Origin of the sequence: Nocardia sp. AB354, assembly GCF_049538315.1 — a bacterium.
Lineage (GTDB): Bacteria > Actinomycetota > Actinomycetes > Mycobacteriales > Mycobacteriaceae > Nocardia > Nocardia nova.
This window is the reverse complement of record NZ_JBMVFU010000007.1, coordinates 1-19,245: the sequence shown is the minus strand read 5'-3', so window position 1 is coordinate 19,245 and position 19,245 is coordinate 1. Positions and strand designations below refer to the sequence as shown.

16 protein-coding genes are annotated in these 19,245 nt (G+C 67.9%); 5 read left to right on the top strand and 11 right to left on the bottom strand.

What is annotated here, in order from left to right; genetic code table 11:
- The first annotated feature begins 51 nt into the window (after positions 1–51).
- Positions 52–2,172, top strand: coding sequence for an ATP-dependent DNA helicase (locus tag ACPCUW_RS12110; protein WP_423424832.1), 2,121 nt, complete (start codon positions 52–54; stop codon positions 2,170–2,172).
- A gap of 175 nt (positions 2,173–2,347) precedes the next feature.
- On the opposite strand, the gene ACPCUW_RS12105 is transcribed toward ACPCUW_RS12110, so the two are convergent.
- From ACPCUW_RS12105 to ACPCUW_RS12090, 4 genes are all read right to left on the bottom strand, one after another.
- Positions 2,348–2,878, bottom strand: a complete 531-nt coding sequence (locus ACPCUW_RS12105) for a DoxX family protein (RefSeq protein ID WP_423424830.1) — start codon at positions 2,876–2,878, stop codon at positions 2,348–2,350.
- Between the two features lie 174 nt (positions 2,879–3,052).
- On the bottom strand, positions 3,053–4,417 hold the full coding sequence (locus ACPCUW_RS12100; RefSeq protein WP_063012229.1) for an NCS2 family permease: 1,365 nt from the start codon (positions 4,415–4,417) through the stop codon (positions 3,053–3,055).
- A gap of 137 nt (positions 4,418–4,554) precedes the next feature.
- The gene (glgP, locus tag ACPCUW_RS12095; protein ID WP_423424829.1) at positions 4,555–7,140 is read right to left on the bottom strand and encodes an alpha-glucan family phosphorylase; all 2,586 of its coding nucleotides are present in this window, start codon (positions 7,138–7,140) and stop codon (positions 4,555–4,557) included.
- Positions 7,141–7,221: 81 nt separating this feature from the next.
- On the bottom strand, positions 7,222–7,983 hold the full coding sequence (locus tag ACPCUW_RS12090; protein WP_423424827.1) for a dienelactone hydrolase family protein: 762 nt from the start codon (positions 7,981–7,983) through the stop codon (positions 7,222–7,224).
- A gap of 183 nt (positions 7,984–8,166) precedes the next feature.
- Here ACPCUW_RS12090 and ACPCUW_RS12085 point away from each other — a divergent pair, with 183 nt between their 5' ends.
- Both ACPCUW_RS12085 and glgB read left to right on the top strand, forming a co-directional pair.
- Complete coding sequence (locus ACPCUW_RS12085; protein ID WP_423424826.1) at positions 8,167–10,170, top strand: maltotransferase domain-containing protein; 2,004 nt, start codon at positions 8,167–8,169, stop codon at positions 10,168–10,170.
- A 34-nt stretch (positions 10,171–10,204) separates the two neighbouring features.
- Complete coding sequence (glgB, locus tag ACPCUW_RS12080) at positions 10,205–12,424, top strand: 1,4-alpha-glucan branching protein GlgB (RefSeq protein WP_423424825.1); 2,220 nt, start codon at positions 10,205–10,207, stop codon at positions 12,422–12,424.
- Between the two features lie 35 nt (positions 12,425–12,459).
- On the opposite strand, the gene ACPCUW_RS12075 is transcribed toward glgB, so the two are convergent.
- The 4 genes from ACPCUW_RS12075 to ACPCUW_RS12060 all read right to left on the bottom strand — a co-directional run bounded on the left by ACPCUW_RS12075 (position 12,460) and on the right by ACPCUW_RS12060 (position 15,464).
- Complete coding sequence (locus ACPCUW_RS12075; protein WP_146098814.1) at positions 12,460–12,828, bottom strand: SSI family serine proteinase inhibitor; 369 nt, start codon at positions 12,826–12,828, stop codon at positions 12,460–12,462.
- Positions 12,829–12,948: 120 nt separating this feature from the next.
- Positions 12,949–13,797 (bottom strand): tetratricopeptide repeat protein, encoded by an 849-nt coding sequence (locus ACPCUW_RS12070; protein WP_063012269.1) that lies wholly within the window; start codon positions 13,795–13,797, stop codon positions 12,949–12,951.
- A 61-nt stretch (positions 13,798–13,858) separates the two neighbouring features.
- On the bottom strand, positions 13,859–14,212 hold the full coding sequence (locus tag ACPCUW_RS12065; protein ID WP_423424823.1) for a DUF3817 domain-containing protein: 354 nt from the start codon (positions 14,210–14,212) through the stop codon (positions 13,859–13,861).
- A 70-nt stretch (positions 14,213–14,282) separates the two neighbouring features.
- The gene (locus ACPCUW_RS12060; protein ID WP_423424821.1) at positions 14,283–15,464 is read right to left on the bottom strand and encodes an acetyl-CoA C-acetyltransferase; all 1,182 of its coding nucleotides are present in this window, start codon (positions 15,462–15,464) and stop codon (positions 14,283–14,285) included.
- Positions 15,465–15,597: 133 nt separating this feature from the next.
- Here ACPCUW_RS12060 and mce point away from each other — a divergent pair, with 133 nt between their 5' ends.
- Complete coding sequence (mce, locus tag ACPCUW_RS12055; RefSeq protein ID WP_030516129.1) at positions 15,598–16,068, top strand: methylmalonyl-CoA epimerase; 471 nt, start codon at positions 15,598–15,600, stop codon at positions 16,066–16,068.
- Positions 16,069–16,154: 86 nt separating this feature from the next.
- The gene (locus tag ACPCUW_RS12050) at positions 16,155–17,147 is read left to right on the top strand and encodes a hypothetical protein (protein ID WP_030516130.1); all 993 of its coding nucleotides are present in this window, start codon (positions 16,155–16,157) and stop codon (positions 17,145–17,147) included.
- A gap of 101 nt (positions 17,148–17,248) precedes the next feature.
- Here ACPCUW_RS12050 and ACPCUW_RS12045 read toward each other — a convergent pair whose 3' ends face one another.
- The 3 genes from ACPCUW_RS12045 to ACPCUW_RS12035 are packed head-to-tail and all read right to left on the bottom strand — an operon-like array spanning position 17,249 to position 19,038.
- Positions 17,249–17,551 carry a hypothetical protein gene (locus tag ACPCUW_RS12045; RefSeq protein WP_063012273.1) on the bottom strand — a complete coding sequence of 101 codons (303 nt, stop codon included), beginning with the start codon at positions 17,549–17,551 and terminating at the stop codon, positions 17,249–17,251.
- 8 nt (positions 17,552–17,559) lie between these two features.
- Positions 17,560–18,249 carry an endonuclease NucS gene (nucS, locus tag ACPCUW_RS12040; protein ID WP_063012275.1) on the bottom strand — a complete coding sequence of 230 codons (690 nt, stop codon included), beginning with the start codon at positions 18,247–18,249 and terminating at the stop codon, positions 17,560–17,562.
- Positions 18,250–18,294: 45 nt separating this feature from the next.
- Positions 18,295–19,038 carry a rhomboid-like protein gene (locus ACPCUW_RS12035; RefSeq protein WP_030516133.1) on the bottom strand — a complete coding sequence of 248 codons (744 nt, stop codon included), beginning with the start codon at positions 19,036–19,038 and terminating at the stop codon, positions 18,295–18,297.
- Between the last annotated feature and the right edge of the window lie 207 nt (positions 19,039–19,245).

Below are 19,245 nucleotides of genomic sequence, written 5' to 3'. Positions count from 1 at the left end.
CGACCGCCGCCGGTCGGGTCGATTGTCGGCAGGGGGCGCTAGTCTTCCTGGGTGCCCGAACTCCCGCCCGTACCGACCCTGCTGGCGACCGCCGTGGAAGCACTCGGCGGTACGGCGCGTACCGGTCAGCAGACGATGTCGGCCGCGGTCGCGCACTCCATCGACACCAAAGAGCACCTGGCCGTCCAGGCCGGAACCGGCACCGGTAAGTCGCTGGCGTATCTGGTGCCGAGCCTGCGGCACGCGGTGCAGAGCGGACGCACGGTCGTGGTGTCGACGGCCACCATCGCGCTGCAGCGGCAGCTGGTCGACCGCGATCTGCCGCGGTTGGCGCAGGCGCTGGAGAAACCACTGGGCCGGCGCGCCCGGTTCGCGATCCTCAAGGGCCGCAACAACTATCTGTGCCTGCACAAGATCAACAGCGCGATCCCGGACGAACCACCGGAGACCGAACTGTTCGACGCCTTCGCGATCTCCCGGCTCGGGCGCGAGGTGCAGCGACTCAACGAGTGGGCCTCCGATACCGAGACCGGCGACCGGGACGAACTGGTCCCCGGCGTCAGCGACCGGGCATGGCGCCAGGTCAGCGTGTCGGCGCGGGAATGCCTGGGCAAATCGCGCTGTCCGTTCGGCACCGACTGCTTCGCCGAACGCGCTCGCGCGGAATCCGGACAGGCCGATGTGGTGGTCACCAACCACGCGCTGCTGGCCATCGATGCCATCAGCGGCATCCAGGTGCTGCCCGAACATGATGTGGTCGTCATCGACGAGGCGCACGAACTGGTGGACCGGGTCACCGGCGTGGCGACCGCGGAACTGTCCACCGCCACCATCACCGCGGCGGCCAAGCGCTGCACCAAACTCGTCGACGAGGGCGATCTCGACCGGCTCGAGGGTGCGGCGGAGGCTTGGCACGAATTGCTCGAGGATCTGCCGGCGGGCCGCTGGGACGAGTTACCCGCCGGCGGCGATCAGGTTCTGGCGCTGCTGCGCGACGCCGCCTGGACCGTCCGCACCGCCCTCGCACCTTCCGGTTCCGGTGCGCCACAAGGCGATCCGGAGGCCGCCGCGGCCCGCAACATGGCGGTGGCCGCGGTCGAGGAGGTGCACGATACGGCCGTGCGCGCGCTGACGGCGTTCGAGGAACCCGATCCCGCGGCCCGCCGCGATGTGCTGTGGCTGGCGGTGGACGAGGTGCGCGGCGTCGCCCGGCGCACGCTGCACATGGCCCCGCTCTCCGTGGGCGGGTTGCTGCGCAGCCGGTTGTTCGGCACCGCGACGGTCATTCTCACCTCGGCCACGCTGCAGGTCGGCGGATCCTTCGACGGATTGGCCGTCACCTGGGGCCTGCCCCCGCAGACACCCGATCGCGCCGGAACCGACGTCCCGGGCGCCGACCGCGCGGACAAGGGCATCCGCCGCATCGACCCGGCCATGGCCAACGGAGCCGAAGCGCCCGCCGACACGTCGGCCATGCGCTGGAATTCGCTGGATGTGGGCTCACCCTTCGATCACGCGAAATCCGGCATCCTCTACGTCGCCAAACATCTCCCGGCCCCAGGCCGCGACGGCCTGGCCCCGTCCTATCTGGACGAGATCGAGCGGCTGATCGAGGCGGCCGGCGGGCGCACGCTGGGGCTGTTCTCCTCGATGCGGGCCGCCAAGGCCGCCAGCGAGATCCTGCGCGAACGCCTGGACACGCCGATCCTGTGCCAGGGCGAGGACGCCACCGGCACGCTGGTCCGCCGCTTCGCCGACGATCCCGCGACCTCGCTGTTCGGCACGCTCTCGCTGTGGCAGGGCGTGGACGTTCCGGGACCGTCGCTGAGCCTGGTCATTCTCGACCGAATTCCCTTTCCCCGGCCCGACGATCCACTGCTGGTCGCCCGGCAGCAGGCCGTCCAGGCGCACGGCGGCAACGGCTTCCTGACGATCGCGGCCAACCACGCCGCCCTGCTGCTGGCTCAGGGCACCGGACGGCTGCTGCGCAGCGTGCACGATCGCGGCGTGGTGGCGATTCTGGATTCCCGGCTGGTGACCGCCCGGTACGGCGGATATCTGCGCGCCTCGTTGCCGCCGTACTGGGAGACCTCCGATCCCGAAGTCGTCACCAAGGCGCTGCGGCGCCTGACCGCCACGGCCGCCGATCTGACCGCCGCCGCCGAAAAGTGAACCGAACCGTTATGTGACACCACCCACATTAGCTGGGAAATTACTTCTATCCAGAAGTAAGTTGGCGGGCGATACTTCCGGTGCACCCCCAATTCCCACATCGGAGTATCCGAGGTCCCCGCGTCGCGAACCCTGCACGCGACGTGGGGACACTCATATCGCCCGGGTCGCGAAACTACTTCACCAACAAGGTGATCACCGCGGCCACCACACCGATCACGACCGCGCCGACTCCCCAGACGATGCCGTGCCGCTGCCACGGCCGCCCGTGGTCGACCGAGAACCGGCCCGGGCCGGTGAAGCCCAGTGCCACCGCGACCACCGCGAACAACAGGGCGGATTCGTATCCGGCGAGGCCGTGCGGCCAGGTCACATGCATCGCATTGATCATGGTGCCGAGCACGATCGCGGCAGCCAAGGGCGTCACCAGCCCGAGAAACAGCAGTCCGCCGCCGACGGCCTCACACAGCCCGGCCAGGGTGGCGAAGAATCTCCCGGGGTCGTAACCCATCTGCTGGAATCCGTCGGCGGTCGCGGACAGGCCGTAACCGTTGAACCAGCCGAAGAGTTTCTGGGTGCCGTGCACGAACAGCAGTCCGCCGAAGACCAGCCGCAGCAGTAGGAGGCCGATATCGGCGGCGACGGGATCGGCGACCGTCCGGAATTCCAGCGAGCGGGCGGTCCGGGTTTCGGTGTTGGCAGTCATGATCGCGGAGTCCTCATCTCGTTAGTTGGCGAAAGCAAAACGGACTGCGGTCCGATTGATAACACGGTCACCAACCGAACCGGGTTCACGGGGTTGTTCCGTGCGGTTCGTTCCGTCCGGCTTGCTCATAGGACGAGGAATCCCCGCCGAACTCATCGGCGGCCGCCGAGCGGTCTACTCGGCGAGGAAGAAGAAGTACGCGAGGAAGACCGCCATCAGCACCCACATGACCGGGTGCACCTCCCGCCCGCGCCGCCGCGCGACCATGACGACGGGATAGAAGGTCAGCCCCATCGCGATTCCGTTGGCGATCGAGTAGGTCAGCGGCATCATGATCACGGTGATGAACGCCGGAATCGCGAATTCGAGCTTGCTCCAATCGATGTCGCCGAGCGCGCGCGACATCAGCACACCCACCACGATCAGCGCCGGCGCCGTCACGGCGGGAACGTCGGCCACCACCGCGAAGATCGGGAAGAAGAACATGGCGGCCAGGAACCACCCCGCGGTCGACACCGCGGTGAGCCCGGTACGCCCGCCCGCACTGACGCCGGCCGTGGATTCGACATAGGCGGTGGTCGTCGAGGTGCCGATGATCGCCCCCGCGGCGGTACCGATCGAATCGGCGGCCAACGCCTGCGCGGCGCGCGGCAGTTTCCCGTCGGGCCCGAGCAGCCCGGCCTGGTTGGCGATTCCGATCAGCGTGCCCGAGGCGTCGAAGAAGTCGACGAACAGCATGGTCAGCACGACGATCGCCATCTGGCCGGTGAAGGCGTGCGGCAGATTCACGATGGCCTGGCCGAAGGTCTGGTCCAGCCCGTGCGGCAGCGCCACCACCTGATGCGGCAGATGCACCAGCCCGCTGACGATGCCGACGACCGTCGTGCAGACGATGCCGTACAGCACCGCGCCGTGCCAGCCCAGCACCAGGAAGACCACCGTCACCAGCAGTCCGAACAGAGCCAGCAGCGTGGTCCCCTTGGTGAAATCACCCAGGTGTACGAAGGTCGCCGGATCCGAGACCACGATCCCGGCGTTCTTGAAGCCGAGGAACGCGACGAACATGCCGATCCCCGCACCGACGGCAAGTTTCAGCTGCAGCGGAATCGCGTCGATGATCTTCTCGCGGATCTTGGTCACCGCGAGGATGAAGAAGATGATGCCCGACAGCAGCGTGCCCGACAGCGCAACCTGCCAGTCGATCCCCATCCCCAGCACGACCGAATACGCGAAGAAGGCGTTGAGCCCCATCCCGGGCGCCAGCGCGATCGGATAGCGCGCCCACACCCCCATCACCAGCGTGCCCACCACCGCGGCCACCGCGGTCGCGGTGAACACCGCCTGGGTCGGAATGCCGCGCGATCCGAGCTGGCCGTGGTCGCCGAGAACCGCCGGGTTGACCGCGAGCACATAGGACATCGCCAGGAAGGTGACGGTGCCGGCCATCAACTCGCGCTTCATGGTCGATCCGAGCCTCGCGATTCCGAAGTAGGAATCGAGGCGTCCCTTGGACCGTGACAGGACGTCGACACTGCTCATGTACTGCTCTCCACCCTCGCCCCGGACCTATCGGACTGTGCCGAGGGCACCGTATCGGTCCCGGACCGGTCGATGCCATTCAGATCGGCGAACATGCGGCAAATCACGTTCCCCGATATCCGCGCTGACCAGCCGTTCTACGGCCGCGCCGCGGCGACTAATCCGAGTTCTGCCGGGCCCGACAGCAAACGGTGTCTGGGCAGCACGCGGACGGTATACCCGACGGCACCGGAATGCGGCACCGGCGTGGTGACCGCGAACTGCTCGGTGCCGGCATCCGTGGCGATGTGGTCCATGTCGACGACCTCGGTATCGGTCAGCTCGTCGTCGGAACCGACCCGGCCCAATACCGCCTGCACCACCACGTCGCCGACGGACAGCCCGGCGAGATCGATGCGGGCCCGCAGCGACAGTTCCGCACCGATCACCGGAATATCGGGCAGGCCGGAGCTGTCGACCTGCAGGACCTTCACCTGCGACCACGCCCCCTCGAGGTGGCGGCGGTAGTCGGCCAGCTCCCGCGCCCCGGCGAAGTCGTCGGCCGCGACCGCGGCGTACGACGCGGCGGCCGGAAGGTAGTAGCCGGTGGTGTAGTCGCGGACCATGCGCGAGGCGAGCACCTTCGGGCCGAGGGTGCGCAGCGTGTGGCGCACCATTTCCATCCAGCGCACCGGCAGGCCGGAGTCGTCGCGCTCGTAGAACCGCGGCAGCACCGAGCGCTGCAGCATCTCGTACAGCGCGGCCGCCTCCAGATCGTCGCGCCGATGTTCGTCGCGGACGCCGTCGGCGGTCGGGATGGCCCAGCCGTTGTCGCCGTCGTACATTTCGTCCCACCAGCCGTCGCGGATGGAGAGATTGAGGCCGCCGTTGAGTGCGGCCTTCATCCCGGAGGTCCCACAGGCTTCCAGCGGACGCAGCGGATTGTTCAACCACACATCGCAACCCCAGTAGAGGTAGCGGGCCATCGACATGTCGTAGTCGGGCAGGAACACGATGCGGTGCCGCACCGCCGGATCGTCGGCGAACCGCACCACCTGCTGGATCAATGCCTTACCCCCGTCGTCGGCGGGATGGCTCTTACCCGCGACCACCAGTTGCAGCGGCCGCTCCGGATCCAGCAACAGCGCGCGCAGCCGGTCCGGATCGCGCAGCATCAGCGTGAGCCGCTTGTAGGTGGGCACCCGCCGGGCGAATCCGACGGTCAGCACCCCGGGATCGAAAACCTCGTCCACCCAGCCCAATTCGGCCGGGGCCGCGCCGCGTTCGAGCCAGGAATCCCGCAACCGGCGACGCACCTCGGCGACCAGCACCGCACGCAGCGCCGCCCGGGTCTCCCACAGCTCGCGCAGATCCACCGACCGCAGCTGTTCCCAGCCGCGCGCCTCGGCCACGAGCTCCGGCCCGACGAGATCGCGCGCCTTGTCTATCCATTCGCGAGCCGCCCAGGTCGGGGCGTGCACCCCGTTGGTCACCGAACCGATCGGCACCTCGGCCGCGTCGAATCCGGGCCACAGCGGCGCGAACATGTCGCGGCTGACCTCGCCGTGCAAGCGCGAAACACCGTTGGCGCGCTGGGCGAGTCGCAAACCGAGGTGGGCCATGTTGAACACCGAAGGATCGGCCTCACGTCCCAGCGCCAGGATCCGGTCCACCGAAATTCCCGGCAGCAGTGGCGATTCCCGTTCCCCGTGGGCGCCGCCGAAGTAGCGGCGGACCAGCCCGGCGGCGAACCGGTCGATACCGGCGGGCACCGGAGTATGCGTGGTGAAGACGGTCGCGGCCCGCACCGCGGCGAGCGCGGAGTCGAAATCCATTCCGCCCGACATATATTCGCGGATCCGCTCGATCCCGAGAAATCCCGCGTGGCCCTCGTTCATATGCCACACGTCCGGATCCGGCAGACCGCGAGCCCGGGTATAGGCGCGGATCGCGCGCACGCCGCCGATGCCGGCCAGAATCTCCTGTTTGATGCGGTGGTCCTGATCGCCGCCGTAGAGCCGATCGGTCACCGCCCGCAGTTCCGGATCGTTGTCGCTGATATCGGAATCGAGCAGCAGCAACGGAATTCGCCCCACCTGCGCGATCCACACCCGGGCGCGCAGCACCCGGCCCTCGGGCATGGGCACGTGGACGAGCACCGGGGCGCCCTCCTCTGCCAGCAGTCGCAGCGGCAGGCCTTGCGGATCGAGGTCGGGATAGCGCTCGGCCTGCCAGCCGTCGGCGGTGAGCGACTGCCGGAAATAGCCCGACCGATACAGCAGGCCGACGCCGATCAGCGGCAATCCCAGATCCGAGGCCGCCTTGAGATGGTCACCGGCCAGAATTCCCAGCCCGCCCGAGTAATTCGGCAGCACCTCGGTCACACCGAATTCCATGGAGAAGTAGGCGATACCGCGCGGCGCCGGGGTTTGCGGTTGCGCGGCGTTATGTTCGGCGAACCAGCTGGGTCTGGTCAGATAGTCCCGCAGGTCGGCCTCGGCGGCGTCGACGGCCGCCTGATAATCGGGGTCCGCGGCCCACTCGTCGAGCCGCTCCGCGTCCACCTCGCCGAGCATCCGCACCGGATCGCGGCCGACCCGCGCCCACAACTCGGGATCCAGCTGCGCGAACACATCCTGAGTAGGCCCGTGCCACGACCACCGCAGATTGGCGGCCAGCTCACCGAGGGCGGCCAACCGCTGTGGCAGATGGGCACGGACGGTGAAACGACGCAATGCCTTCACCGGGTAGACCCTACACGGCGGTATCGGGCCGCACCCCGCACGCCGAGACCGGGCCAGCGCGCTGACCTGCTGCGAAAGGTGTTATCCCCGCAGCGTCCGAGCGAGCAGGGCCAGCAGTTCGCGCCGGTGCCGCGCATCGGCTTCGCGGTCGTAGGCCGCGGTGTCGGTCTGGGTGTAACCGTGGTGTGCGCCGGGGTAGACCTCGGTGCGGTAGCGCACTCCGGCCGCGGCCAGCGCCTTGTCGAACGTCTCGATCTGGTCGGGCGTCAGCGAGCGGTCCTGGTCGGCATGGCCGAAATACATTTCCGCCGTGGCACTCTCGACGGCGAGATGCGGGCTGTCGGGGCCGTCGACGACCAATCCCCCGGTGTGGAATCCGGCCGCGGCCGCGATTCGGTCACCGAACGCGCCGGCCGTGTACACCGCCAACCGGCCGCCCATGCAGTAGCCGGCGGTGGCCATCGGCCCGTCGGCCGTGTGCTCGAACGCCATGAGCCAGTCCAGATAGGCACCGGCGTCGCGGACCACGAGATCGCGGGTGAGTTCCCGCAGCATCGGGACGATCGTGGCGAACAGGTCCGGACGCTGCTGCGGGTCGATGAAATCCGGCAGCTCGACCAGCGGCGCCCGGCCGTGCCGGTAGAAGACGTTGGGCACCAGCACCGTGTATCCGGCCGCGGCGACATCGTCGGCCAGCGCGCGCAGGCTCGGACGCAGTCCGAACGCGTCCATGTACAGCAACACACCGGGGTACTTCCCGCCCGCCGCGGGATAGGTGACGTACGCGTCGGCGACACCGTCGGGCGTCGCGATCTCCACGGCCTGCCCCTGCACCGCTGTCATGCGCAATTCCCTTTCTCTCGGCTCTCTCGGCGAATTCGTTCGTGCCGGTAGTGCGCACCGGCGTCCACAGAAACGGAACCAACGCCCCGGAAAGTCTGCCACGGGCACCTCCGGCCCGCAATCGCCCAGGCCCACGTCGCGCGTGTTCGTGGTCGCGCCCGGACTACCGGTACGGTTGGTGCCGTGACCGGTCGCATCGCCATCGATGACACCGCCCCGGCCGTCGCGGGCGGATATCCGGCCAAGGCCGTGGTCGGCGAGGTGGTGCCGGTACGAGCCGTGGTGTGGCGCGAGGGCCACGACGCGGTGGCGGCCACTCTGGCCGTGCGCGGACCGGGCGGCGGACGCACCCAGCGGATCCGGATGGCGCCCGAGTTCGAACCCGATGTCTTCAACGCGGTCTTCACCCCGAATACGCCGGGGCTGTGGGCCTTTCGCGTCGAAGGCTGGGGCGATCCGATCACCGGGTGGCGGGCCGCAGTCGAGGCGAAACTTGCCGTCGGCCAGAGCGCGGCGGATCTGGCCAACGATCTCGAGATCGGTGCCCGGCTGTTCGAACGGGCGGCCCAGGCGGTGCCGAAACGCCAGTGGGAGAAATTGCGCGCCGCCGCGGCCGCGCTGCGCAGCGACGGGCAACTGCCGGCGCGGGTGGCACCCGCCTTCAGCGCCGAGGTGGCCGAGATTCTGCGCGAGACGCCGCTGCGCGATCTGGTGACCCGCGGTCCGGCCCACACCGTGCTGGTCGAGCGGCGGCGAGCGCTGGTCGGCTCGTGGTACGAATTCTTCCCCCGCTCCACCGGCGGCTGGGACGCCGACGGAAATCCGGTGCACGGCACCTTCGCCACCGCGACGAAAGAACTGCCACGCATCGCGGCCATGGGTTTCGATGTCGTCTACCTGCCGCCGATCCACCCGATCGGAACGGTGAATCGCAAGGGCCCCAACAACTCTCTGACCTGCGGTCCCGATGATTTCGGTTCCCCCTGGGCGATCGGCTCGGCCGAGGGCGGCCACGACGCGGTCCACCCGCTCCTGGGGACCGAGGCGGATTTTGCCGAATTCGTCCGTGCCGCAGGCGAACTCGGTCTCGAGGTGGCGCTGGATCTGGCGCTGCAGTGCGCGCCCGACCACCCGTGGGTGCGCAGCCATCCGGAATGGTTCACCACCATGCCCGACGGCACCATCGCGTTCGCGGAGAATCCGCCGAAGAAATATCAGGACATCTACCCGCTGGATTTCGACAACGATCCGGACGGGCTCTACGCCGCCGTCCTGGGCGTCGTGCGGCACTGGATCGCTCTGGGAGTCACCATTTTCCGGGTCGACAATCCGCACACCAAACCGGCCGACTTCTGGGAATGGCTCATCGCGCAGGTGCGCCGGACCGATCCCGACGTGATCTTCCTGTCCGAGGCATTCACCCGCCCGGCCCGGCTCTACGGTCTGGCGCGGCGCGGATTCTCGCAGTCCTATACCTATTTCACCTGGCGCACCGGCGCCTACGAACTGGCCGAATTCGGTCGCGAACTCGCCGCCAAGGCCGACGAGGCCCGGCCCAATCTGTTCGTCAACACTCCCGACATTCTGCACGAGAGCCTCCAACACGGCGGTCCGGGCATGTTCGCCGTGCGCGCCGTGCTGGCGGCGACGCTGGGTCCGAGCTGGGGTATGTATTCCGGCTTCGAACTTTTCGAGCACCAGGCGGTGCGCGCCGGCAGCGAGGAATATCTCGATTCCGAGAAGTACCAGTTGCGCCCGCGACGATTCGCCGAGGCCGCAGCCCGCGGCGAGTCGCTGGAACCGTTGATCACCCGGCTGAACGAGATTCGCCGAGCCCATCCCGCGCTACAACAATTGCGCTGCATCGCCTTTCACCACGTCGACAACGAGGCACTGCTGGCGTACTCGAAGATCGACCCGAGCTCCGGAGACGCGGTGCTGGTCGTGGTCAACCTCAACCCGTTCGGCGCCGAGGACGGGATGATCTCGCTCGATATGCCGGCCATCGGACGCGAATGGCACGACCGGCCGACGGTCCACGACGAGATCAGCGGCGAGGAATACCACTGGGCGCAAACGAATTACGTGCGGCTCGACCCCGTGCGCGCGCCTGCTCACATCCTCGCCCTCCCGGCGGTCTCCGCGGCCGCGCGCACCGAATCGGCCTACCGCAGGACCTTCCGGTGACGGCACGCCGGACCACGGCACGGCGGCCGCGCCGATGAATCGGCGCGATCTGATGTTGCTGGCCGCCGGTACCCACACCGACCCGCACACGGTCCTCGGCGCGCATCCGCATCCGGACGGTACGGTGATCAGAACCCTTCGCCCCCATGCCGATTCGGTGTCGGCGCGCATCGGCGGCGTCGACCATCCGCTGCGCCCCATCGGCCACGGGGTCTTCGAGGGCGTGGTCGGCTTTCCGGATCTGTGGGACTACCGCCTGATCGTGTCGTATCCGGGCAGCCGGACCGTGCTGACCGCCGACGGATACCGCTTCCTGCCGACCGTCGGCGAACTCGATCTGCACCTGCTCGGCGAAGGACGACATCGGCGGCTCTGGGAGGTACTCGGCGCCCATCCGCGCCGCTACACCACCCTCGACGGCGAGGTCACCGGCACGTCGTTCGCGGTATGGGCGCCGAATGCGCGCGGCGTGACCGTCTTCGGCGATTTCGACAGCTGGAGCGGAACCAGTGCACCGATGCGCCGGCTCGGATCGTCCGGGGTGTGGGAGGTGTTCGTACCCGGCATCGCGGCGGGCACGCGCTACAAATACCGCATCCACGGCGCCGACGGACGGATCGCCGACCATGCCGATCCTCTCGCCTTCGCCGCCGAGACCCCGCCCGCGACGGCGTCGGTCGTCGCAGACGCCGGCTACCGGTGGACCGATCAGGACTGGTGCGCCACCCGTGCCCGGCGCGACCCCACCCGCGAGCCGATGAGCGTCTACGAGGTTCATCTCGGCTCGTGGCGGCCCGGGCTGGACTATCGCACCGCCGCCGTACAGCTCGCGGAATACGTTCGAGCCCAGGGCTTCACCCACGTCGAACTGCTACCCGTGGCGGAACATCCCTTCGGCGGCTCCTGGGGTTATCAGGTCACCTCCTACTACGCACCGACCGCTCGCTTCGGCTCCCCCGACGATTTCCGCGCCTTCGTCGACCACCTGCACGCCCACGGGATAGGTGTCATCCTCGATTGGGTGCCCGGCCATTTCCCGCGCGACGAATGGGCCCTGGCCCGCTTCGACGGTACCGCCCTCTACGAACATCCCGATCCTCGCCGCGGCGAGCAATTGGAATGGGGCACTTACATTTTCGACTACGGCCGCAACGAGGTGCGCAACTTCCTGGTCGCCAACGCGCGGTTCTGGCTCGAGGAGTTCCATATCGACGGGCTGCGCGTCGACGCCGTCGCCTCGATGCTGTACCTGGACTATTCGCGTCCACCGGGCGGCTGGGAGCCCAATGTGCACGGCGGACGGGAGAATCTGGAGGCCGTCGCCTTCCTGCGCGAGTTGAACGCCGCCGTCCACGCCGATCATCCCGGCGTGGTGACCATTGCCGAGGAATCCACCACCTGGCCGGGCGTCACCCGGTCCACGGAGGTCGGCGGGCTGGGCTTCGCCCTGAAATGGAATATGGGCTGGATGCACGACACCCTCGGCTACTTCGGACGCGATCAGGTGCATCGCAGCTGGCACCACAACGAGATCACGTTCTCGGCGGTCTACGCGTGGAGTGAGAACTATCTGCTACCGATCAGCCACGACGAGGTGGTGCACGGCAAGGGCACGCTGTGGACCCGCATGCCCGGCGACGACTATGCCAAGGCTTGCGGCGTTCGCGCGTTGCTGGCCTATATGTGGGCGCACCCGGGCAAACAGCTGCTGTTCATGGGCCAGGAGTTCGGCCAGTTCCGGGAGTGGTCACACGATCGCGGACTGGACTGGGACGAACTCGCCAACCCCCTGCACGACGGTATCCGCGCTCTCGTCGCCGATCTCAACACCGTCTATCGCGCCCACCCCGCGCTGTGGACCCAGGACACGGCGCCCGGTGGCTACGCCTGGATCGAGGCCGACGACCACGCGCACAACCTGCTCGCCTTCCTGCGCTACGGCACCGACGGCTCGGTCGTGGCCTGCGTCTTCAATTTCTCCGGCGTCGAACACCGCGACTACCGCATCGGCCTGCCGGCGTCGGGCACCTGGCGCGAAATCCTCAACACCGACGCCACCTCGTACGGCGGCAGCGGCACCGGCAACCTCGGCGCGGTATCGGCATCCGCCTGCCCCTGGCACGGCCGGCCCTATTCGGCGGAGGTCACCGTCGCCGCCAACAGCGCGATCTGGCTGACCCCGGTCACCACCGCAGCATCGGCAACGGCCGCAACGGATGATGCAGCGCGCACCGCGTTGCGTTCTCGGTGGTGACGATCGGATGGGCGGCGCGCACGGTCGCCCCGGGCTCAGAACTTCCAGGGCGCCGGTAGGTCCGGGACCACACACCCATAGGTGTGCTCGATCGACACCGGGGTGCCGCGAACCGTACCGTGCGCACGCAACTCCACGGGGTAGTACCGGAAACAGCGAACTCCGGAATCCGAATCGGGTAACGCCAGTTCGGCATCGGCCAGATATGCGCACGCGGCGGCGGCCTCGGGATGTGAGCCGCCGGTCGGATCGCAGGTCAACGTGACCGTGCGAGGCGAGCGATCGGGTTCGGTGCGGGTGAAGATCAATTGGGTGGCCGCATCATGGGCCGCGGCGCTGCCCACCGGCATCAGCACTGCCGCGGCGCATGCGGCGCCGATCAGACCACGCATCGTCGCCTTCACATCGGCCTCCCGTCCCCGCGCCGACGGCGGATTCCGCCGGCGCCTGCGCCGATTATCGGTCGTCGCGGCCGATCGATCGACCACCGCGACGACCGGGCGTGGCTCAGTACAGTGCCGGGCTCAGTACAACGCGGTCGCCAGCTTGCGCCGGGCCGCGACCACCACCGGATCTGCGGTGTCGAACAGCTCGAACAGTTCGACCAGGCGGGTGCGCACGCGGTTGCGGTCGTCGCCCGCGGTCCGCTTGATCAATCCGATCAGCCGATCGAAAGCGGCCTCGGGCTGCTGGTTGAACAGTTCGGCATCGGCGGCGGTGAAGGCGGCGTCGATATTGCCGGGATCGGCGTCGGCCACCGCGATCGCATCGGCCGGCAGCTCGCGGGCACGGCCGAAGAACCGCACCTGGCGCAGCGCCGCCTTGGCTTCCTCGTTGGCGGGTTCGGCGGCCAGAATCGCCTCGTAGGCTGCTTCGGCCCCGGCGATATCACCGCGATCGAGCGCCTCTTCGGCGGCCACGAACCGCGGATCCTCGGGCACGGGCGCCTGGCCTTGGTCGTCACCGGCGCCGGGGAGTTTGCCCCGCACCGCGTCGACGACCGCGGCCAGCCACTGCTTGACCTGTTCCTCGGGCTGCGAGCCCTGGAAGTCGGCCAGCGGCTGCCCGGCGGCCACCGCGATCACGGTCGGAATGCCCTGTACCCCGAAGGCCTGCGCGATCCGCATATTCGGCTCGGCCTCGATGGTGGCCAGCTCCCAGCTGCCCCCGGCGCTGCCGACCAGCCGCTCGAAGAGCTTGACCAGTTCGACACTTCCCGGGCTGCGCTGCGAATACAGGACGACGACAACCGGCACCTCGAGCGATCGCCGCAGCACCTTGGTCTCGAAATCGGCCTCGGTGACGGCGTGATCGCCCGGGACGTCCGTGGCGGCCGGCTGTTTCAGAGCGGAGAGATCCACCGCGCCGGACATGGCAGCGGCAGCGGCGGGCGAGGGACGACGTGCAGCAGGTCGAGTCACGGCATCCAGTTTGTCACGACGCGGCGGACGCCGGGGCCGCGGCCGGGCTCAGCTCTCCCAATTGTCCGGTCCGAATCGCCCAGCGCTCGAACCACACCGAGGAGAACGGCACCACCGACGAGACGAGACCCAGCAGGATCGTCTTACCCGGCCATTCGTATTCGCGCCACGCCAGCAGCAGGCTCACCGCGTACAACACGAAGATGAGCCCGTGCAGCATGCCGAACACCATCACCGGCCAGGTGATGGGTTCGGGCAGCCGCTTGAGCACGGAACCGAGCAGCAACAGCGCCCACGACGGCGCTTCCAGCAGTCCGAACAGACGCACCCGCTTGGCCACGGTGCTCACGTCGAAGAATTCGCCCATGGCCACCATTGTGCCCAACGACTACGCAGCGTCGTAGTAGGTGTGGGTCATGCCACAGCGCGAATCGAGGTCAGACGCGGACGATGAGCGCGTCGCCCTGGCCGCCGCCACCACACAGCGCCGCCGCACCCACACCGCCACCGCGGCGCTTCAGCTCCAGCGCCAGATGCAGCACGATCCGCGCGCCCGACATGCCCAGCGGGTGACCGATCGCGATCGCACCACCGTTGACGTTGACCTTCTCCGGATCGATCCCGAGCTTGCGGGTCGAGGCGATCCCGACCGCCGCGAAGGCCTCGTTGATCTCCACCAGATCCAGATCCGCCGGCGAGATACCTTCCTTCGCGCACGCTTTCGCGATGGCGTTGGCGGGCTGGTCCTGCAGCGTGGAATCCGGACCGGCCACCACACCCGCGGCCCCGATCTCCGCGATCCAACTCAACCCCAGCTCCTGGGCCTTGGCCTTGCTCATCACGACCACCGCGGCCGCACCGTCGGAAATCTGCGACGCCGACCCCGCGGTGATGGTCCCGTCCTTGGCGAAGGCCGGGCGCAGCTTGCCCAGCGACTCCACCGTCGTATCCGCGCGCACGCCCTCGTCCTCACTCACCACGATCGGATCGCCCTTGCGCTGCGGCACCGACACCGGCACCACCTCGTCGGTGAACACACCGTTCTTCCACGCCGCGGCCGCCTTCTGATGCGAAGCGGCGGCGAACGCGTCCTGCTCGGCACGGCCGATCCCGTCACCGGCGTTGCGCGACTCGGTCAACGCACCCATCGCCTGGTCGGTGAAGATGTCGTGCAACCCGTCGTAGGCCATGTGGTCACGCAACGTGACATCGCCGTATTTGAAGCCCTCCCGCGACTTCTCCAGCATGTGCGGGGCCCGGCTCATCGACTCCTGACCACCGGCCACCACGATCTCGTACTCACCGGCGCGAATCAGCTGATCCGCCAACGCGATCGCGTTGATACCCGACAAGCACACCTTGTTCAGCGTCACCGCCGGAACATCCATCGGAATACCGCCGGCCACCGCGGCCTGACGCGCCGGAATCTGGCCCGCACCCGCGGTCAGCACCTGACCCATGATCACGTAGTCGACCTGCTCGGGCGCGACCCCGGCCTTTTCCAGCGCCGCCTTGATGGCGAAACCACCCAGATCCGAACCGGAGAACCCGGACAACCCACCGAGCAGCCGACCGACCGGAGTACGGGCGCCGGAGAGGATGACAGAGGTGGTGGCCACGATGAACCTCGCTTCTCACATTCGGGGACGCAGCGGCGTGCCGCCCTCGTACTCGGCGACGGGCCGCTCTCGTACTCAACGGTAACCCTTCCCGTCCCGGCAGCTCCAGGTAGGTGCGCGCTACCTTCGTAGAGTGAGCACTACCGATACGTCCGCTTTCATTCCCGCCGATTACGTCATCGCCGTCGATCACGTCGGCGTCGCCGTGCCCGATCTCGATACCGCCGTGGCGTGGTATTCGGACAATCTCGGCATGGTCGAAACCCACCGTGAGGTCAACGAGGCCCAGGGCGTGCACGAGGCGATGCTGTCGCTGCCCGGTTCCGGCGACGACGCCACTGCTCTGCAGTTGCTGGCGCCACTGAACGAGGAGTCCACGATCGCCAAGTTCATCGACCGCAACGGCCCCGGATTGCAGCAACTGGCCTACCGCGTGACCGATATCGACGCGGTAGCTACTTTCCTGCGAGGCCGCGGCGTCCGTTTGCTGTACGACGCTCCCCGCGCCGGAACCGCGAACTCACGGATCAATTTCATCCACCCCAAGGATGCTGGCGGTGTGCTCGTCGAACTAGTCGAACCGGCCGCGAATCCTACTCACTAGTACCGCAATCCGGCCACGGAAACAGTTCATAACGACATTCGCAGTCGACTCACCATGGTGGGTCGACAGGCTGTAGTTTGTGGGGCATGTCGTCCACTGAGCCCGATCGCAATCGCTTCGTCGCGTTGCCTTTCACGGTAGTACGTAAAGGCTACGACCGTGACGAAGTACGCAATTACTTCGACCGTTTCGATGCCGAGCTGAGGGTCACCGCAACAGATCGCGATGCCGCCGCCGCTCAGGCCCGTAACCTGGCCGCCCAGCTGGAGGACGCCCGCGACGAGATCGATGAGCTTCGCAAGGAAGTAGATCGCCTGTCGGTTCCGCCCACCACCGCGGAAGGCATGAGCGACCGAATCTCCCGGATGCTGCGATTGGCATCCGACGAGGCGTCCGAGGTCCGCGCGCAGGCGCAGGCCGAGGCAGCCGAGATGATCTCCATCGCGGAGCAGCAGGCCACCGAGATGCGTGGCAAGTACGAATCCCTGCTGGCCGAGACCAAGGAGAAGCGCGAGGCGCTCGAGGTCGAATTCGAGCAGACGCTGTCGAACGCGCGCGCCGAGTCGGCCAAGATCGTCGAGGCCGCCCAGGCCGATGCCACCCGCATCACCAAGGAGGCCGAGGCCAAGCGCAAGGCCGCCCAGCAGGACTTCGAGGCCACGATGGCCGAGAAGCGGACCAAGCTCACCAAGGCCATGGAGGAGCTGGAGGCATCCAGCCGCTCCGACGCCGCCCAGCGCATCAAAGAGGCCACCGACGAGGCCAACCGCCTGGTCACCTCCGCCACCCAGTCCGCCGATCGCAAGATCGCGCACGCCAAGGAACTGGCCGAGGAGATGCGCGTCCTGCGCGGCCGAGTTCTGGCCCAGCTGCTGGGTATCCGCGGCCAGCTCGATTCGGTCCCGGCCATGCTGGCCGCGGTCAACCGCGAGAGCGAGCTGCTCGACGGTGCACCGGAGCAGCGTTCGCTGTCCGGTAAGCAGTCCGGTTCCGGCCGGCAGAAGGCCATCCCCGAGGTCAAGGCGGAAGACGAAGAGTCCGTCGACGAAGAGCGCGAAAGCGCCGAAGTCTCGAGCTGACAACACGCGCCACCCCCTCAGGGCGACACATTCACCACCCGTTTCGAGGCCGCTCCCGCACCGCGGGGGCGGCCTTCCCTATGCCCGCACCCAGGGCCGGGTTACGACCAGCGCCGCGTGATCGTGCGGGTATGGCGCCCGCGCCAGCAACCGGAATGCCAATGGCGACGGTCGTTTTCGCCGCCGTCGGCCGGCCACGCCACGATATGCGCTGTGCCGGGCGGGATCTCGTGATCGCAGCCCGGACATCGGTAGGTCTTCACCGCGCGGGAGCCCGGGATCGTGCGCACCACGAAGGTTTCCGCGCCACCGGGCCCGTCCTCGGTGCGCCCGAAGACGTCACCGATGGGCCGCGGTTCCCGAGGGAGCCGCGATGATGTCGGACGAGGTTTCCGGCGTGGCACGAGCGCCCTCAGAACAACCGGAATTCGGTGCTGTCGGTGCCGCGCAGGGCGTCGTAATCGAGTGTGACGCAGCGGATCCCGCGATCGGTCGCCAGGGTCCGCGCCTGCGGTTTGATCTGCTGTGCCGCGAAGACACCGGTGACCGGCGCCAGCAGCGGATCCCGGTTCAGCAATTCCAGATACCGGGTGAGCTGCTCCACCCCGTCGATCTCGCCCCGGCGTTTGATCTCCACCGCCACCGTGGCGCCGGCGGCGTCGCGGCACAGGATGTCCACCGGGCCGATGGCGGTCATGTATTCGCGGCGGATCAGCGTATAGCCGTCACCCAGCGTGCCGATGTGTTCGGCGAGCAGCTCCTGGAGATGGGCCTCGACGCCATCCTTCACGAGCCCGGGATCCACGCCCAGTTCGTGCGCGGAGTCGTGTTCGATGTCCTCGACAGTGATCCGCAGCTCCTCACCGGCTTTGTTGGTCACCACCCAGAGCTGGGAGCCGTCGGGCATCGTCTCGACATCGGTCTCGCGCTCTTCCATCCAGCAGGGCGGGCTCATCCAGTTCAGCGGCTTGTAGGAACCGCCGTCGGAATGCACCAGCACCGAGCCGTCCGCTTTCATCATCAGCAGCCGGCGGGCCATCGGGAGATGTGCGGTGAGCCGACCCACGTAATCGACCTGGCAACGAGCAATCACAAGGCGCACCGGTCGAGTTTAGGCCCTCCCCGAGACCGCTTGCGCGCGGGGCGATCAGCCGACGAGCAAGATATATCCGAGTACGGCCGCGATGACGAGCAGACCCGTCTCGAACCGGTTGAGCCGGTGTGCGCGGGCATGACCACTGCGCAACAGCAGCCACCCGGTGAGCAGCCCGATCGTCAGGGCGATCAGATGCCCGACATTGGTGAAGGTGTGGCCCATGACGACGCCCGCGACGGCGACGGCACCGAGCGAGATGGCCCATGTCGGTCGCCACTTGGCGGGCAGAACCACCATCAGCGAACCGATGACCGCCAGCGCGCCGTAGCTGACCCCGACGTCCTCGGCGAGGGAGATACTCGTCGGCAGCCATTTCACGCTCACCGCCACCCACAGGCCGCCGGCGACGAGGAGTGTGGCGCCGATATGGCCGGCGATGAAGATGCGCAGCAGCGACAGGGCGCCGAATCGCCATTCCGCCAGAATGAGCAGACAGACCAGCAGCGGGATGAGCAGTGCGCCCGCGGTGCCGTCACCGATCACGAACGCACTGGAGAACAGGGTGCCGAACCGTCCGGCCAGCAGATTGTGCAGATTGGTGCTCGCATGCTGGATGACGCGGGTCTGCTGCGTATCGCTGAGTACCGACACCAGCACGGTCACCGCGATGAGCAGGGCGCCGTAGCTGTAGGTCATCGGCAGCTTGAATCGATCCCGCAGCGTGAGGGAACGGCCGGCCTGCGCGGGGCCGGACTCCAGTGCTGACTGTGTGGCCGGCTCCTGGAGTAGAACCATTCGGATCACCTTCCGCTACCAGACCGGTACCGATTGCACCGGGTCGACACCATCCATGATCCCGATCGATCCCCCGAATGGTGTCAGGCTTACTTAGGAAAGTCCTGTGAACCCGGGGATACCCACCCGAACCGATCCCATTCGCCCGAAAATCCGCCGGGCGAGTCGCAAGTCGACTCGGCCGGCGACGCACGCATCGACCCGACC

Excerpts from the sequence above, each read along its gene's own strand:
- ACPCUW_RS12090 (WP_423424827.1), bottom strand. The coding sequence starts at position 7,983 with ATGACAGCGGTGCAGGGGCAGGCCGTGGAGATCGCGACGCCCGACGGT.
- ACPCUW_RS12105 (WP_423424830.1), bottom strand. The coding sequence starts at position 2,878 with ATGACTGCCAACACCGAAACCCGGACCGCCCGCTCGCTGGAATTCCGG.
- glgB (WP_423424825.1), top strand. The coding sequence starts at position 10,205 with ATGAATCGGCGCGATCTGATGTTGCTGGCCGCCGGTACCCACACCGAC.
- ACPCUW_RS12070 (WP_063012269.1), bottom strand. The coding sequence starts at position 13,797 with ATGTCCGGCGCGGTGGATCTCTCCGCTCTGAAACAGCCGGCCGCCACG.
- ACPCUW_RS12050 (WP_030516130.1), top strand. The coding sequence starts at position 16,155 with ATGTCGTCCACTGAGCCCGATCGCAATCGCTTCGTCGCGTTGCCTTTC.
- ACPCUW_RS12065 (WP_423424823.1), bottom strand. The coding sequence starts at position 14,212 with ATGGGCGAATTCTTCGACGTGAGCACCGTGGCCAAGCGGGTGCGTCTG.
- ACPCUW_RS12035 (WP_030516133.1), bottom strand. The coding sequence starts at position 19,038 with ATGGTTCTACTCCAGGAGCCGGCCACACAGTCAGCACTGGAGTCCGGC.
- ACPCUW_RS12100 (WP_063012229.1), bottom strand. The coding sequence starts at position 4,417 with ATGAGCAGTGTCGACGTCCTGTCACGGTCCAAGGGACGCCTCGATTCC.